The organism is Streptomyces sp. NPDC048383 (assembly GCF_040651775.1).
In the GTDB taxonomy this organism is placed as follows: Bacteria; Actinomycetota; Actinomycetes; order Streptomycetales; family Streptomycetaceae; genus Streptomyces.
The window spans coordinates 61148-76354 of record NZ_JBEZKS010000002.1 but is presented as its reverse complement, the minus strand read 5'-3'; the positions used below and the strand labels follow the sequence as shown (position 1 = coordinate 76354).

The window sequence follows — 15207 nt, the reverse complement described above, 5'->3', positions numbered from 1 at the left end:
GTCCGGTACCGGGCCCGCGCCGCCCCGGGGATCAGACCTCGCGCCAGCGGGCCATCGCCCAGGAGAACACCCCGAAGAGCATCAATCCGAGAGCGACCGCCACCAGCAGCCAGGGCCCCGCCGCGGTCTGGGTGAACGACCTCAAGGTGTCGTCCATCCCCTTGGCCTGCGACGGGTCGTAGCGGACCGCCGCGTACACGATGAAGCCGCCGACGGCCGTGAACACGGCGCCCCGGGCCAGCCCACCGGCCACGCCGACGAAAATGACGGCCTTGCGCACGCCCGGCGACACGCCGGTCATGGAGAGGTGCTTGCGGAAGTGACGCCGGGCCGCCTGCACCGCGATGACCACGCCGGCGATGGCGATGCCGAGTCCGGCCGCGCCGACCAGCCACTGACCGGCGGGCAGGTCGAGCGCCTTGGCGGTCACATCGCGCGACTGCTGGTCCCCGTTGCTGCCGCCGCGGCCCACCGCGAACGCCAGGACGGAGAACGCGACGACCGCGTAGAAGACCGTCCGACCGGCTGACGCCAGTCGCTTCGTCGCCTTGCCGCCGTCGGGTCCGGCGGCGCCGAACACCGCCTCGGACAGGCGCCACAGCATCATTCCGACCAGCCCGATGCCGATGGTCCAGATGAGGACGATGCCGAAGGGCTTCTCCGCGAGTTCCTGGAGGGCGCCCTGCCGGTCGGCTTCCTGGCCTCCGTCACCGAAGGCCACGCGCAGGGCCAGCAGCCCGATCAGCGCGTACAGCACCCCGCGCGCCACCAGTCCGCAGCGCGCGGTGACTTCCCTGCCGCCCCCGCCGCGAGCGGCGGTGCGCAGGCCCTTGTTCGCCGTGGTGTTTCTCATCCCTGTCGGACCTCGCCCCGCCATGCGCCGGTTTCGGTTCCGCGCGCTTCGATGAACATCTTGAACCGCTTGAGATCGCCGGCCACCTGCCGCTTGACGACGCCGAGCTTGTCGGCGGCGGTCTCGGCGAGCCCCTCCGGCATCCAGGTCATGTGCAGGACAACCTTGGTGGTGGTCGCGTCGATCGGCTGGAAGGTGACCATGCCGGCCTGCCGCGGTTCACCGTCCACCGTCATCCACGTGACGCGCCGGTCCGGGAGCTGGTCGGTGATCTGTGCGTCGAACTCGCGGTGCACCCCGTTCACGTTCGTCACCCAGTGGGTGAGGGTGTCCGTGTGCTGCTCGACCCGCTCGACGCCTTCCATGAAGGCCGGGAACGCGTCGAACTGCGTCCACTGGTTGTAGGCCGTGCGTACGGGGACGTTGACCTCGACGTACTCCTCGACGTGCGACATGCGCACCCCTTCCGTGTCGTCGGCGACCCGCACCCGTGGTGCGGACAGTCGCGCTGAGGGTCCTCTCAAGGCCCGGCTACCCGTCCCGGTCCGCCGCATGCGCAGGTGGCGGGCCTCCGGGGCCCGGGTCGGCGTACCGGCGACGTACGTGCCCGGAACGCAGGACGGCGGCCGCACGCGGTGCCCGGGGGGACGGGACACCGGCGTGCGACCGCCGATCTCGGCGACTCGCCGCCCCGCTCGAGCGGTGACTCGCCGACATCGACCCGTATGGCCCCGATCCGCGGGGCCAAACGGCGGCACGGAAAAAAGATTTCGTGCCGATCTCCGCCTGATCCGCCGCAGTCCTCGCGCGCGGAGGGGCGTCCGCACCGTGTCGCGGCGCCCGCGGGCCGCGGCCGGACCCCCGGTATCGGCTCCGCTCGGACCGCCCCCCGGTGTCGGCCGCACTTGGTGGGGCAAGCGCGTGGAAGTCCATGCCGCCTACATTCGCTGAGGAGATATGAACGACGCTCTTCGCCTGCTGACCGTCCTGGGGGGCTCGCTGCTGCTGACCTTCGTGGCCGGCTGGGCCGTCGACCTGCTGCTGCGCCGAGCCGACGGGCGCCACCCCGAAACACCCCTGTGGAACCTGCTGCGCCGCTGCCGCCGCTCCCTGCAGATCGTGCTGCTCGCCGCCCTGCTCCGGGGCGCGTACCGGCAGATAGCCTGGCCGCCGCTGCAGGACAACGCCGCCACCGTCGGCCGGATCCTCTCGCTCACCCTGATCGGCGCGGGCGCCTGGTTGATCGTGGCCATGACCTCCGCCGTCGTCGAGTCGGCCTACGTCCGCTACGCGACCAGCACCCGTGACCCGGCCCGGGTACGCCGGGTCCGCACCCAGGTGACGCTGATCATGCGGGTCGTGACGGTCGTCGTGGCTGTCGTCGCCATCGCCGCGATGCTCCTCACCTTCCCGAGCTTCCGCGCGCTCGGCACCTCGATGCTCGCCTCCGCCGGAATCATCGGCATCGTGGCCGGCATCGCGGCCCAATCCACCCTCGGCAACCTGTTCGCCGGTTTCCAGATCGCGTTCGGCGACATGGTCCGCATCGGGGACACGGTCGTGGTGGCCGGTGAATGGGGCGTGGTGGAGGACGTCACCCTCACCTTCCTCGCCGTACGGACCTGGGACGAACGCCGGATCACGATGCCCGTCTCGTACTTCACCACCCGCCCGTTCGAGAACTGGTCACGGGGCGGCGTCCAGATGACCGGCACCGTCTTCTTCCACTGCGACCACTCGGCACCGGTCGACCTCATGCGCGACAAGGTGCACGAGATCCTGCACCACTGCCCGGAGTGGGACGGCCGAGGCTGGGACGTCGCCGTCACCGAGACGACCCCGTCCACCATGGTCGTGCGCGCGATCGTCACGGCCAAGGACGCCGACGACCTGTGGACGGTGCGCTGCGCGGTCCGGGAACAGGTGATCACCTGGCTCACGGAGAAGCACCCCGACGCCCTGCCCCGCCTGGCCTTCGCGGCGGCGCCGCGGTCCGGCGACGCGCCGCTCGACGGTTCCTTCGACGGACGGTCCGCGGATCGGTCGGACGGCGGGTCCGACGGCCGCTTCGACAGCCGGTTCGCGGAACGGTCCGCCGGCCGGTTCGAGGAACGGTTCGACGGGTCGGCCGCGCGCGGTGCGAAGGGCGGAAAGGCCTGACGCGTTCCGCGCACCACGGAGGAGGGGCAGGGGTCCGACCGGACCCCTGCCCCTCCTCCGTCAGTGCGCGGACCCGTCGGCGCGGACCCGGTTCAGGACACCTCGGCGAGGGCCTGCCGGCCCGAGCGGAGGTCGGCCAACAGGCGCGCGGCGTCCGTGAGCAGCGTGCCCTGCACGGTATGGACGACCGGCGAGGCGTTCGGGGAGGTCAGCTCCCGCCGGGTCACCACGTCGAGTTCCTCGGCCGCCCCGTCGATCCTCTCGTCGAGCCGGCCCGGGTCGGTGGGGGACGTCTGGCCGATCTCCCGCATCGCGGCGGCCAGCGCGCGCAGCACCGTGCCGTAGCCGGGCCGGAAGGAAGCCGGCAGGCCGCCGAGCTCCCGGCTACCGAGGGCGTGGTGCAGGGCCCGGGTCATCGAGCGCAGGTGATCCGTGGCACGTTCCGCGATGGTGATCGCCTCCCGCGCGCGGGTCAGCGCCAGGTTCGCGCCGTCGATGCTGCGCCGCGGGTTCAGGTGACCGTTCTCGATCTCGGCCTCGATGCCGTTCCGGATGCGCTCGCACTCGGCGGACAACAAGTGCCCGTCCCGGCGCCACCGGCCCAGCCGCTCCCGATCGGGGTCGCTCGCTTCGAGGGCGTCGGCCAGGTCGTCCAAACGCTCGCTCATGGTGGCGTAGAGGTCCGCGACGGCCTGCTGCCGGTGACGCGCGTGCCGGGCCGGAGCGAGGACGAAGTGCGCCGTGAGACCGCAGAGCGCGCCGATGCCCACGGACCCGGCCAGGTGGCCGATGTAGCCGATCTGACCCTGGCCGGACGAGAACGCGAAGAACCCGACGATGGCGACCTGGGTGCCCTGCCGCCCCAGCCGTTCGATCCGCCCGACGCACAGCGCGAGCAGCGTGAGCAGGCCGAACGACCATCCGTGGATGCCGGCGACCGCAGCCAAGGTGGCGGCGAGCAGCGCACCGGCCGCCACCGCCAGCAGGTACTGGACGCAATCGCGCACCGAGCGGTACACGGTCGCCTGCAACGCCAGCAGCGCGGTGAACGGTGCGAACGTCGAGACCGCCGGCGGCAACAGGTACCGCGCCGACACCCAAGCGGCCATCGCCGCGACGACCGTCTTGGCGCCGAGGATCAGCTCGTCCCGTTCGCTCCCCGCCGCGCGCACGGCGCGCCGTACGTACCCCGCCCGATCCGCGGCAGCCGCCCTCAATCGATCCCGCACATCCACCCACTCGGGCAAGACGGACCACCTCCACGGGCCCGTATGCCCCGCACCCCGGAGGGAAACGTCGGGCGGCGGCGCACGACCCCGGTGTGCAGGACGTCACGCTCCTGAACGGGAGGTCCCCGAGTTCCGGGACGCCGTCCAGCTCCCGGCCCCGGTGCTGCCCGGGCTGCTGAGCGGACTGAACGGACGGGGGCGGGACGGAACGACCTGTGGGAAACGAGGTAGTCCAGCTGCTGCTTCGTCTGTTCCTCCGAAGATCGACGCGCGCTGGGTGATGTGCCCCGCGGAGGGCAGTCGCAGGGTGTCGCCCATCGCCGCGGCCCGCTCGGCGGGCCGCATACGCACCCGGAGGTACGCGGTGTCCGGTACGGCTCTGCCCTTGGCCACGCTCCCCGTCGGTCTGCTGGCCCTCCCCGGCGTCTACCAACCGCAGGCGGACACCCGGCTCCTGGCCGAAGCGCTCACCAACGAGGACCTGGGTCCCCACAAGCGCGTCCTGGAAATCGGTACCGGCACCGGGGCGCTCGCCCTGCACGCCGCGGGCAGGGGAGCACGCGTCACGGCGGTCGACGTCTCCTGGCGCGCGGTGGCGACGGCGCGGCTCAACGCCCTGCGCCGACGGCTCGCGCTGCGCGTGCTGCACGGGGACTTCGAAGCACGCGCCGCGGGCCACCGCTACGACCTGGTGATCAGCAACCCGCCGTACGTCCCCGCTCCCCAGGCCCGGCTGCCGTCGCACGGCCCGGAGCGGGCCTGGGACGCCGGTCTCGACGGACGCGGGGTCATCGACCGGATCTGCGCGGGCTCCCGGGACCTGCTGCATCCCGGAGGCGTCCTGCTGATGGTCCACTCCGCGATGTGCGGGGCGCAGGAGACCGTCGACCGACTGGCCCGCACCGGGCTGTACGCCGAGGTCACCGCGACGGCGACCGTGCCGTGGGGCCCCGTCCTGCGCTCCCGACGCGCCTGGCTGGAGCAGCAGGGCCTCGCGGCCGAGGCCGAGCAGTGGGAAGAGCTGGTGGTGATCCGTGCCCAGTACCTCTGACAGCGCCCCGAGCGGAACCGGTGGCAACCCGGCCCGTGACGCCGTCCCGCACGAGGCGCGCCGAGCCCCCGCGGACGGACGGGCCCGCCGGGTGTCGGTGGACCCCCAGGGCCCGGTCCTGGTAGAGGGGCCGGTCGAGATCGTCCTGGACGACGGGACGGTCGCCCGGTCCGACCGCTTCATGGTCGCGGTGTGCACCTGCCGCCGCAGCCGCACCTACCCCTGGTGCGACACCAGCCACCGCCGTCGCGAGCGCGCCGCCGCGACCCCCGACGACAGGAACGCCCGATGACTCCTCCCGCCCCGAGCACGACGGCGACCGCCGCCGGCCCCCGTCTCGTCGAGGGGCGGGGTGAGCTGTCCCGGGCCGTGATCGACGCCCTCCGATCGGGCGGGTCCCCGACGTACACCCCCGGGTCCGTAGGGCGGGCCGACCCCTGGGGCGACGACCTCCAGCTCGCCCTCTACCTCCTCTACGAGCTGCACTACCGGGGCTTCGACGGCGTGGACGACGAGCGGGAGTGGGACCCGGACCTCCTGCGGCTGCGCCGGGAGCTGGAGGACCGCTTCCGGCACGCCCTGCGCACCGAGCTGTCCGACGTGCCCCGCTCGGTCGAGGAAGCCTTCGCCCCCCTGCTCGTCGAGCCCGTCGACCTCTCCGGCAGCCTCAGCCGCCACCTCGAAACCGACGGCGAGCTGTGGCAGCTGCGCGAGTACGCAGCCCTGCGCTCGCTCTACCACCTCAAGGAAGCCGACCCCCACGCCTGGGTGATCCCCAGGCTCACCGGACGGGCCAAGGCCGCCATGGTGGCCATCGAGTACGACGAGTTCGGGGCCGGCCGGGCCGACCGCGTCCACGCGCGGCTCTTCGCGGAGCTCATGACCGACCTGGGACTCGACCCCACCTACGGCCACTACCTGGACCAGGGGTCGGCCCCGCTGCTCGCCACCGTGAACCTGATGTCCCTCTTCGGCCTGCACCGGGCGCTGCGCGGAGCCCTCGTCGGCCACTTCGCGTGCGTCGAAGTCACCTCTTCGCCGGGATCCAGGCGGCTGGCCAACGCCATGCGCCGCTGCGGGGCCGGACCGGCCGCCGAACACTTCTACGCCGAGCACGTGGAAGCCGACGCGGTCCACGAGCAGATCGTCCGCCACGAGGTCATCGGCGGCCTCCTGGCCACCGAACCGGAACTGGAAGCGGACGTCGCGTTCGGCTGCGCGGCGACGGTGTTCCTGGAGGACCGCCTCGCGGACCACATCCGTGGCGCCTGGGACCAGGGACGCAGCGCCCTGCGCACGCCCCTGCCCGAGCACTGACGGCCCCTCCCGAAGAGAGACGTCGGCGGCGCCCGGGGCTCACGCCCGGAGCGCCGCTTCGACGTCCGGCGTGCTGGACGAGGAGCCCGAGCAGACCGGAGTCGGCGTGGACGATGCCGGAGACGTCGACGATCGTCCGCGGGGCCGGCGCGGACCGGGCGGCGGCAACGGCCCTGCGCAGCGGCGCCACGGCGCCAGAACGAGCACGCGGCAGCCGTCCGCGCGGCTGGGCAACCGGGTCACGCCCGTCCCCCCGCGCACGGCGGCCCGCCAGGACCGGAAGGTCGGCCCACCGCCCCGACGGGGGCGCGCGGCCCGGCCGGGGCGGACGCCCCAGCGGAACCTCATCGTGCACCCGCTCCCACGGAGCCGGCGCGGGCCTGACGGAGAGCCCCGCCGGCATCCACCGTCGACGTCATCGGGGAGCCGCTCCGTGGCCGAACCAGTGACCACGACGCCGAGGCTCCTCCGCCACCGGCTCGCCGGTCGCGGGACGGACGTCGTCGCCCGTCCCGGTCATGGCGCGGGCCTCGTCACGCTGCTTGATCAGGTCTTCACGCTCGCGGTCGACGACGACCGACTCGCGCCGGGACGCGCCGAGCTCACGTCGGGCACGCGCACGGCGGGCCGAACGCCGGGCACCGAGCATCACCAGCGCCAGGCCCAGGAGGGCCGCGGCTCCCACGATGATTCCGATCAGGAACAGGGATCCGGTCGAGCCGGTGGCGTGGTAACCGAGGATCGAGAAATCACCACCGGCGTCGAGCGCGTGTCCCGCGCCGAAATTGCCGAAGATTCCGATCAGGCCGACGATGGCGGCCACGATCAGGATGATGAGTCCGAGGATGAGGATCATGAAGGTGCTCCTTTGATCCGTGCCCGGTAGGGGGCCGTACACGGCTGGCGCCTACCCCTGCTGTGCACGGTCAAGCCAAACCCGGCCCCGGATGCGGCGGCGGGGCCCGACACGGCAGCAGGGCCCGGACCTCGCGTCGTCGAGGTCCGGGCCCTGCCCCGTGCGGTGCCGCTCGTGGCGGCGCCACGTCAGCTCTGTGCGGTGTCGTCACCGGTCTGCTCGGCGCCCTCGGTCACGCCCGCCTTCTCGCGCATCTTGCGAACCAGCTCCGCCTTCTGGTCGGCGGCGTTCTTGCGGTCGAGGTTGCGGTGCGGACCGTTGTTCTGCCGCTCGGCGCGGGACAGCTTCTTGCGCTGGCCGCCGCCCTGGCCCACGGGGTTGTTGATGTTCTTGCTGTCGGTCACGGGTTCTCCCGGTGATGCGGTGAAGTGATCTGGGGATTCATCGGTGGGGGACGGGCGCGGCGACGTCGAAGGGCGTCAGCAGGGGCCCATCACGCGCTCACTCGTACATCGGGTTTTGGAAGAACATGACAAAGACATTACCCGTTCCCCCCGGCCCCGCACGCCACCCAGAACCCGTCGGAGCCCGCCCTCCACCCGGCCTCCCACTCCTTGGGGAGCCCCTACGGCAGCGTCGAGAACCCACCACTCCTCGACCCCCGGCACGACGCGAATGTCGTGGGCCCGTCACGGTCCCGAGCCCGGCCCCCCACCCGTGGTCAGGCGGGCGAGGCGGCCCGCGCGGCGTGGTGTGTGTACAGTCGGCTCGCCCCTGCGCCGGACGGACGTCAGGGCGTGCGAGCCCGGCGACCGGTGAGGTGGAGTGATGACGAGCACATGTAGCGAATCAGAAGGAGCCGGAGTGTCGGCCGCGCCCGCCCCGGGGTCGGACGACGCGAAGCAGCGGATGCGGCGCCGCCTCGAAAGACTGATCGGCATCGCCGCCACCGAGGGCAACTCCCTGGTCGTGCTGCGCAACGGGGACGAGATCTTCGCCGGGATGCTCGCCGCGATCAGCGCCGCCGAGCACACCGTCGACATGATGACGTTCGTGTACTGGCGCGGGGAGATAGCCCGCCGCTTCGCCGAGGCCTTGGCCGACCGGGCCCGTAGCGGGGTCCGGGTGCGCCTGCTGCTGGACGGCTTCGGCAGCCGGCTGATCGAACAGGACCTGCTGAAGATGATGGAGGACGCCGGGGCCGAGGTGACCTGGTTCCGCAAGCCGCTCCAGCTCTCCCCGCTCAAGCAGAACCACCGCTGTCACCGCAAGGTGCTGGTGGTCGACGAGGAGACGGCCTTCACCGGTGGCGTCGGCATCGCCGAGGAATGGTGCGGCAACGCACGGAACGCCGACGAATGGCGCGACACCCACGTCCAGGTGCGCGGTCCGGCCGTGGACGGGATCGCCGCGGCCTTCGCCCAGAACTGGGCCGAGTGCCACGACACCCTCTTCGACGACCGGGACCGCTTCACCGAGCACACCCCGTGCGGCGACGCGGTCGTCCAGGTGGTCCGCGGTTCGGCCAGTTTCGGCTGGCAGGACATGCAGACGCTGATGCGCGTCGCCATCGAGTCCGCCCAGCACCGGTTCCGCCTCGCCACCGCCTACTTCGCCCCCGACGCCTACTTCATCGAACTCCTCTGCGCCGCCGCCCGCCGCGGAGTCGAGGTGGAGATCCTGCTGCCCGGCCCCCACACCGACAAGCGCGTCTGCCAGCTGGCCGGTCAGCACTTCTACGCCGACCTCCTCGCCGCCGGAGTCAAGATCTTCCAGTACCAGCCGACGATGATGCACGCCAAGGTCATCACCGTCGACCGGATCGCCGCGCTGACCGGCTCCACCAACTTCAACCGCCGTTCCCTGGACCACGACGAGGAAGTCATGCTCGCGGTCCTGGACGAGACGTTCACGGCCACCCTCGACGGCCACTTCGACGAGGACCTCCAGGCCAGCGTCCGCATCGACGAGGCCCGCTGGAGCCGTCGCACCCCGGCCCAACGACTGCGCGAACTCGCCGTCACCCCCATCCGCCGCTTCCTCTGACGCCCACGGCGCTTCCTCGGGGCGGACGGTGCGGGGGAGCGGTCTCAGGGGACGAGTGCCGCGCGCAGGCGGGCCAGCGTCAGGCGGGCGGCGGGGGAGCGCAGGTCCGGGCGGATGGCGAGGCCGAGGCAGGCGTGCGTCGCCGCGTCGGTGATGGGCAGGGGGCGCATGCCCTCGTCGGCCCCCGAGGACGGACTCAGGACCGCGACCCCGGCCCCTCGTCGGGCCAGTCCCAGCAGCGTCAGTGGGGAACTGGCCTCGACGTCCACCCGCGGTTCGATCCCCGCCCGCAGGCACGAGCGTTCGTACGCCTCGCGGATGCCCGTGCCGTGCGGTAGGCAGAGCACCTTCTCCTCCTGGACGTCGGCGAGCCGCACCGGTGTCCGGCCGAGCCGGTGCCCCTCGGGCACCACCACGGCGATCGGCTCGTCGATGATGACGCTGACGTCCAACTCGGGCTCGGGCCGCCCGGCGAACGCGATCAGGGCGAGGTCGAGGGAGCGTGCGAGCACCTGGGACCGCAGGGCGCGGGAGTCGCCCTCGTGCAAGCTGAGGACGATGCCGGGGTGGGCGCTGCCGAGCTCGGCGACGGCGTCCAGGAAGCCGGGGATCGAGCAGCCCGTGATCATGCCCAGGCGCACCCGTCCCCGAGCGGCCTGGGCGAATGCGGCCGCCGTGTGCTCGATGCTGTCGAGCGTCGTCAGGGCCTCCCGGGCGAGTGGCAGCACCGCTTCGCCCGCGGCCGTCAGCCGTACCCTTCGCCCCGAGCGCTCCAGCAGCTGCTGCCCCAACTCCTTTTCGAGCTTACCGACTTGAGTGCTGATGCCCGACTGGCTGACATGCAGTCGCGCCGCCGCGGCCGTGAACGTGCCCTCGTCCACCACCGCGGCGAGGTACCGGAGCTGATGGATTTCCATAAGCAGTGATGATACTGCACATCGCAACCATCTATTGGACGGATGGGACGGGGTCCACCAGCATGGACCCATGACGACTCCGGCACAGCTTTCCGAGACGTACTTCTCCGCGTGGCAGGCGGGCGACTTCGACACCTTGCGCGCGATCCTGGCCGACGACGTCGAATTCGTCGGCACGCTCGGCCGCGCCTCCGGCGTCGAGGACTGCCTCGGCGGCCTGCGCGGCCTGCGCCGGATCCTGGAACGGATCGAGGTGCACGCCCGGGTGGCGAACGACACGGACGTGATCACCTGGTTCGACCTGCACACCGGGGGTGCGCAGCCCACCCCGACGGCGAACTGGAGCCACGTGGAGAACGGGAAGATCAGCAGGATCCGGGTCACCTTCGACCCGCGGGAGCTGCTCGCGACACTCGAACGGTGACCGACCGCCGCCGGGCGGGCGACGCCCTCAGGGACTCGGTGGCGGGGCCGGTGGTGGGGCCGGTGGTGGGGTCATCGCCCAGCGGATGACCTTCGTCAGCGCGTGGCCGCTCGGGCGCACGCAGAACCGCTCGGCGCGGGGGGCGTGGGGCAGGTCGAGGGGGAGGCGGGCCCAGAGCGGCAGCAAGGAGACCGCGTTCACGGCCAGGAGGGCGTACGGCGCTCTGACCGGCCAGGGCAGCGGGGGCTCGCGCAGGATGAAACGCGCCGCGTCCCGGGCCTCGGGGGTGGCCCGCAGCTCGGGCCGGTACGCCGTCAGGCGGGCGGCGAGCTCCGCCCGGTCGCACGGGGGATCCGGTACGCCGAGCGCGCGGGCGACGCGCGCCGTGTCGGCGAGGTAGCCGTCGCAGCCCTCCGCCGTCAACGGGTGGGCGCCGAAGCGCTGGTGGGCGCGGAGGAAGCTGTCCACCTCCGCCACGTGCACCCACCCCAGGAGGTGCGGATCGGCGGCGTGGTACGGCTCGCCGGAGGACGTCGTCCCGCGCACGCGTTCGTGCACGGCCCGCACCCGCGCAACGGCCTCCTCGGCGTCGCGGGCGGTGCCGTACGTGGTGACGGCCAGGAAGGTACTGGTGCGCTGGAGGCGGCCCCAGGGGTCGCCGCGGAAACCCGAGTGGGCGGCGACGGCGGCCATCGCGAGCGGGTGCAGCGACTGGAGGAGCAGCGCGCTCAGCCCCCCGATGAACATCGAGGCGTCGCCGTGGACGGTACGGATGGGCCGTTCGGGCCCGAACCAGCGCGGTCCGGGAGTGCCGTGGATGCGGGCACGGGTGGCGGGGCCGGAGGGGCCGGCCACCCGACCGAAGAGGCCCGCGCCGATCCGCTCCCGCAGGTTGCGGACCGGGGACACGGACGCGTTCATGCCCCCATGGTGCCTCCACACCCGCACCCCGCGCGGAGACATGCCAGTGATCCGCGACGAGGAACCCGGGCGCGGAGCGCGGAGAGGAAAACCGGCGGACCGTTTCCTGTTCCGTGAGACATAGACTGTCTCACTGCCGAACAGCCGAAAATCCATCTCGGCCGAAGTGCATATTCGCCGGGTCCGTAGCTACGGCGTCGGCGCCGCAACGACAGCCGCCGACCGCCTGACGGCGCCGCGCCGCGCCGCGAGGGCCCGCCGGGCCCGGGCCGTCCCGGCCGTCGGCGCTACTCCTCGCGCCTGGCGATCAGCCGGTACGCGTTCGTCAGCCGTAGCCGGCCCGCCAGTGGGCCCGCGGCCACCCGGTCCAGCAAGGTCGCCGCCAGCAGCAGCGGCACCCCGGCGAGCAGCACGGCCGTACGCAGCACCCGCCGCCCGGCCCCGGGCGGCGGAGACAGCCACGGGAGGTCCTCGCGCGGGGCGACCGAGTCCAGCGCCACCCACGCGGCGGCCACCAGGTCGACCGGGTCGTGCGCCTCGGCGTGTTCCTCGGCCAGGACCGTGAAGCCGGTCTCCGTCAGCCGCCGGCGCAGGCCCGCCACCGGCATGAGGTGCAGGTGTTGTGGCTGCAACCAGGGCAACCACCAACGGCCCAACAGTCGCGCGAACCTACTCTCGGGATCCGGCACGTCGATGACCAGCAGACCACCCGGCCGCAACACGGCGCGGGCGGCGTCCAGTTCGCGCTGCGGGACGTCGCAGTGCTCCAAGTAGTGGAACATGCTCACCACGTCGTACGAGCCGGGCAGCCGATCGGCCAGCTCGGGGAACGACCCCCGGCGCCCCAGGCGCACCCGACCGGCCCGTTCGGCGAGTTCCGCGCCGTCGGAGCGGTCGAGCCCGTCGAACGTCACCGCGGGGAGCACGGCGCGGGCGCTCTCGCAGAAGTGGCCGTGTCCGGTGCCGACGTCCAACCACTCGGCGGGCCCCACGAGGTGCCTCCGTACGGACAGCGCCCGGGACCGGTAGGAGCCGCTGCGGCCGCCGAACACGCCGCCGAGCCGCTCCTCGCCGAGGCCGTCGTAGAAGTCGCGGTAGTAGAAGGCGAGTCCGCGCTCGTTCAGCCGCGGGTTCTGGAACAGGTGCCCGCAGTCGTGGCAGCGGTCGAGGGCGAAGTCACCCGGCTTGTGCTGGAACAGGTCGGTGGTGCGCAGGTGCCCACCGAGCCGCGCCGAGCCGCACCAGGGGCACCGGTGGGCGCGCGGCGCGAAGAACGCCTCGGTGCCGTCGGCCAGTTCCTCGCGGTAGGCGGCGCGCAGCTCGGCCACCCGGAGCGTACGGGCCTTGCGGGATGCGGCGCTCATGTCTCGTCCTTCCGACCGTCGGCGAGTCGTTCCAGGTGGCGGGCGGCGGCCAGGGCGCCCCCGGCGCCGCGGAAGGCCCGCGCGATGGTCCGGGCCGCCTCCCGGGGGCCCGGGTCCCGCAGGACGGTGTCGACGGCCGCTCCGATGGCGTCGGCCCCGGCCCGCGCGAAGCGGATCCGTACGCCCGCCCCGGCGTCGGCCACCTGTCCGGCGATCACCGGTTGGTCGTCGCGGATGGGCGCGACCACCAGCGGGACGCCGTGCCACAGGGCCTCGCACACGGTGTTGTGCCCCGCGTGGCAGACGACGGCGTCGGCGCGGTCCAGCAGCTCCAGTTGGGGGACCACCGGCAGGACGATGACGTCCCGGTCCGCGGGATCCGCACCCGACCCCGATCCGGCCCCCGCCCCCGCCCCCGCCCCCGCCCCGAGCGTGCCCTCCGGGTCGACGACGACGGCCTGCACCCGGTCGGCCCGGGCCCGCAACGCCTCGGCCGACCGCGCCAGGAACCGGGCCCCCGCATCGGTGTTCGCCGTCCCCAAGGTGACCAGGACCAGCGAGCGCCCAGGATCGAGCCGCTCCCAGGGGAAGGGGGCGGACGGGCGGGCGGTCAGCGACGGGCCGACCCAGCGCACCCGGTCGCCGCCCCGCACGGCCCGCCCCGCCAGCTCCGGCGTGCTGAAGGCGAGCACGAGGTGCGGGGAGAAGCGGGGGTCGCCGCTCCCCGCCGGATCACCGATCCGGGAGCGCAGGTCACGCAGCAGGGTTTCGTTCCAGGCGGCGACCCGGGGCATGGTCGCCAGGACGTCCGTGAACTCCGCCGACGTCGTCGCCGAGGTCGCCCACGGCAGCCGCAGGTCCTCGGCGACGAGGGCGCCGGCCAGCGCCTGTTGATCGGCGACGACCACGTCCGGCCGGAAGGCCGCGACCGCCTGCCGCACCCCCGGCGCCATCGCCTCGGCGAGCGGTACGAGGAAGCGCTCCCACAGGAACCGCAAGGCCTCCGGCCCCCGGATGTCCGCGGGCCGGGCGACGGCCGGCTCCCCTCGCGGCCCGCGACCCGCGCCGGGGGGCGGGCAGGGATGGACGACCGCGTCCGGGCCCGCGAGGCGGCGTACGAGCGCGGGCTCGCCCGCCCACGCCACCCGGTGGCCCCGGGACACGAGGGCGGCGGCGACCCCGACGGCCGGGTTGACGTGCCCGACCAGCGGCGGCACCACGAACAGGAAGCGGCTCACCGGGCACGCACCCCGGGACCGACGGCCGGCCGGGAGTGCCGGCCGACCCAGTCCAGCACGAGGTCCCGTACCCGGCCGGGCGCCTCCACCAGGACCGAGTGCCGGTGGCCGGGCAGCAACTCGGTCGCGCAGTGCGGGAGCAGCGACCGCATGCGGGGTGCCTGCGCGGCGAGGTCGGAATCGGCTCCGTACACGGCGAGGACCGGGCAACGGATCGCCCGGATGTCGTCGTCGTCCAGTACCGCGCTCGCCGGGATGTCCCGGGCGAGGGTGGTGTCGCGCACGAGCCGTCCGGCGGACTTCGCCAACCGGGCGGTGTGGCCGCCGTGGTGGGTGGCGATCCAGTCGAGGGCAGCGTCCTCGTTCACGTCCATCTCGTGGCGGACCCGCTCCAGCAGCCCGGCCAGCTTGACCGCCCAGGCCGCGGTGGCGGGTTCCGACTCGATCACCACCATGCCGGCGACCCGCTCCGGCCGGCGCAGGGCCTGGCCGAACGCGACGGTCCCCCCGTACGAGTTGCCCACCAGGTGCACCGGGGTCCGTATGTCGAGCCGGTCCAGGAGCGCGTCCAGGTCGTCGACGAACGTCCCCAGGGTGTACCCGCGCCGCGGCCGGCCGCTGCGGCCGTGGCCGCGGTGGTCGTACATCACGACGTCCAGACCGGCCGCGGCGAACGCCGGGGCGACGGTGAAGTAGTAGCTGGCCAGGCTGTCGGTGAGCAGGCCGTGGAGCAGTACGACGGTGGCGGCCGGGGTCGGCCCGGTGCCGGTGGGGCGGGCGGGCAGGCGCTGGACGTGCAGCCGGACGTCACCGGTGTCGACGATCGCCATG

General features: G+C 73.2%; 16 protein-coding genes. 6 read left to right on the top strand and 10 right to left on the bottom strand.

Annotated features, from left to right (window positions below):
• Window positions 1–31: 31 nt before the first annotated feature.
• Together AB0D46_RS03180 and AB0D46_RS03175 are read right to left on the bottom strand one after the other, a co-directional pair.
• Window positions 32–853: a DUF1206 domain-containing protein gene (locus AB0D46_RS03180; protein ID WP_362875529.1), complete on the bottom strand. Its 822-nt coding sequence runs from the start codon at window positions 851–853 to the stop codon at window positions 32–34.
• The gene (locus tag AB0D46_RS03175; protein ID WP_362875528.1) at window positions 850–1308 is read right to left on the bottom strand and encodes an SRPBCC family protein; all 459 of its coding nucleotides are present in this window, start codon (window positions 1306–1308) and stop codon (window positions 850–852) included. The genes AB0D46_RS03180 and AB0D46_RS03175 overlap by 4 nt, the downstream gene beginning before the upstream one ends.
• A 502-nt stretch (window positions 1309–1810) precedes the next feature.
• Here AB0D46_RS03175 and AB0D46_RS03170 point away from each other — a divergent pair.
• Complete coding sequence (locus AB0D46_RS03170) at window positions 1811–3013, top strand: mechanosensitive ion channel domain-containing protein (RefSeq protein WP_362875527.1); 1203 nt, start codon at window positions 1811–1813, stop codon at window positions 3011–3013.
• Between the two features lie 92 nt (window positions 3014–3105).
• On the opposite strand, the gene AB0D46_RS03165 is transcribed toward AB0D46_RS03170, so the two are convergent.
• Entirely contained in the window at window positions 3106–4260 is a 1155-nt protein-coding gene (locus tag AB0D46_RS03165; RefSeq protein WP_362875526.1) for an aromatic acid exporter family protein, read from the bottom strand.
• A 367-nt stretch (window positions 4261–4627) separates the two neighbouring features.
• On the opposite strand from AB0D46_RS03165, the gene AB0D46_RS03160 reads away from it, so the two are divergent.
• Genes AB0D46_RS03160 through AB0D46_RS03150 form a run of 3 tightly spaced genes read left to right on the top strand, consistent with a single transcriptional unit; the run spans window position 4628 to window position 6610 of the window.
• The gene (locus AB0D46_RS03160) at window positions 4628–5293 is read left to right on the top strand and encodes a HemK2/MTQ2 family protein methyltransferase (protein WP_362875525.1); all 666 of its coding nucleotides are present in this window, start codon (window positions 4628–4630) and stop codon (window positions 5291–5293) included.
• Window positions 5277–5585 (top strand): CDGSH iron-sulfur domain-containing protein, encoded by a 309-nt coding sequence (locus tag AB0D46_RS03155; protein ID WP_362875524.1) that lies wholly within the window; start codon window positions 5277–5279, stop codon window positions 5583–5585. The genes AB0D46_RS03160 and AB0D46_RS03155 overlap by 17 nt, the downstream gene beginning before the upstream one ends.
• On the top strand, window positions 5582–6610 hold the full coding sequence (locus AB0D46_RS03150) for an iron-containing redox enzyme family protein (protein WP_362875523.1): 1029 nt from the start codon (window positions 5582–5584) through the stop codon (window positions 6608–6610). The genes AB0D46_RS03155 and AB0D46_RS03150 overlap by 4 nt, the downstream gene beginning before the upstream one ends.
• 415 nt (window positions 6611–7025) lie before the next feature.
• On the opposite strand, the gene AB0D46_RS03145 is transcribed toward AB0D46_RS03150, so the two are convergent.
• Together AB0D46_RS03145 and AB0D46_RS03140 are read right to left on the bottom strand one after the other, a co-directional pair.
• Window positions 7026–7466, bottom strand: coding sequence for a hypothetical protein (locus tag AB0D46_RS03145; protein ID WP_362875522.1), 441 nt, complete (start codon window positions 7464–7466; stop codon window positions 7026–7028).
• Between the two features lie 188 nt (window positions 7467–7654).
• The gene (locus AB0D46_RS03140) at window positions 7655–7870 is read right to left on the bottom strand and encodes a DUF6243 family protein (RefSeq protein WP_362875521.1); all 216 of its coding nucleotides are present in this window, start codon (window positions 7868–7870) and stop codon (window positions 7655–7657) included.
• 505 nt (window positions 7871–8375) lie between these two features.
• Here AB0D46_RS03140 and AB0D46_RS03135 point away from each other — a divergent pair.
• Window positions 8376–9512, top strand: a complete 1137-nt coding sequence (locus AB0D46_RS03135; RefSeq protein ID WP_362875672.1) for a phospholipase D-like domain-containing protein — start codon at window positions 8376–8378, stop codon at window positions 9510–9512.
• 44 nt (window positions 9513–9556) lie between these two features.
• On the opposite strand, the gene AB0D46_RS03130 is transcribed toward AB0D46_RS03135, so the two are convergent.
• Complete coding sequence (locus AB0D46_RS03130; protein WP_362875520.1) at window positions 9557–10429, bottom strand: LysR family transcriptional regulator; 873 nt, start codon at window positions 10427–10429, stop codon at window positions 9557–9559.
• A gap of 70 nt (window positions 10430–10499) precedes the next feature.
• Here AB0D46_RS03130 and AB0D46_RS03125 point away from each other — a divergent pair, with 70 nt between their 5' ends.
• The gene (locus tag AB0D46_RS03125; protein ID WP_362875519.1) at window positions 10500–10853 is read left to right on the top strand and encodes a nuclear transport factor 2 family protein; all 354 of its coding nucleotides are present in this window, start codon (window positions 10500–10502) and stop codon (window positions 10851–10853) included.
• Between the two features lie 27 nt (window positions 10854–10880).
• On the opposite strand, the gene AB0D46_RS03120 is transcribed toward AB0D46_RS03125, so the two are convergent.
• The 4 genes from AB0D46_RS03120 to AB0D46_RS03105 all read right to left on the bottom strand — a co-directional run bounded on the left by AB0D46_RS03120 (window position 10881) and on the right by AB0D46_RS03105 (window position 15206).
• Entirely contained in the window at window positions 10881–11774 is an 894-nt protein-coding gene (locus AB0D46_RS03120; protein ID WP_362875518.1) for an oxygenase MpaB family protein, read from the bottom strand.
• Between the two features lie 287 nt (window positions 11775–12061).
• A complete protein-coding gene (locus AB0D46_RS03115) occupies window positions 12062–13138 on the bottom strand; it encodes a class I SAM-dependent methyltransferase (protein WP_362875517.1) in 1077 nt (358 codons plus the stop codon).
• Complete coding sequence (locus tag AB0D46_RS03110; protein WP_362875516.1) at window positions 13135–14376, bottom strand: glycosyltransferase; 1242 nt, start codon at window positions 14374–14376, stop codon at window positions 13135–13137. The genes AB0D46_RS03115 and AB0D46_RS03110 overlap by 4 nt, the downstream gene beginning before the upstream one ends.
• The gene (locus tag AB0D46_RS03105; RefSeq protein ID WP_362875515.1) at window positions 14373–15206 is read right to left on the bottom strand and encodes an alpha/beta hydrolase; all 834 of its coding nucleotides are present in this window, start codon (window positions 15204–15206) and stop codon (window positions 14373–14375) included. Before AB0D46_RS03105 ends, AB0D46_RS03110 begins: the two co-directional genes overlap by 4 nt.
• Between the last annotated feature and the right edge of the window lies 1 nt (window position 15207).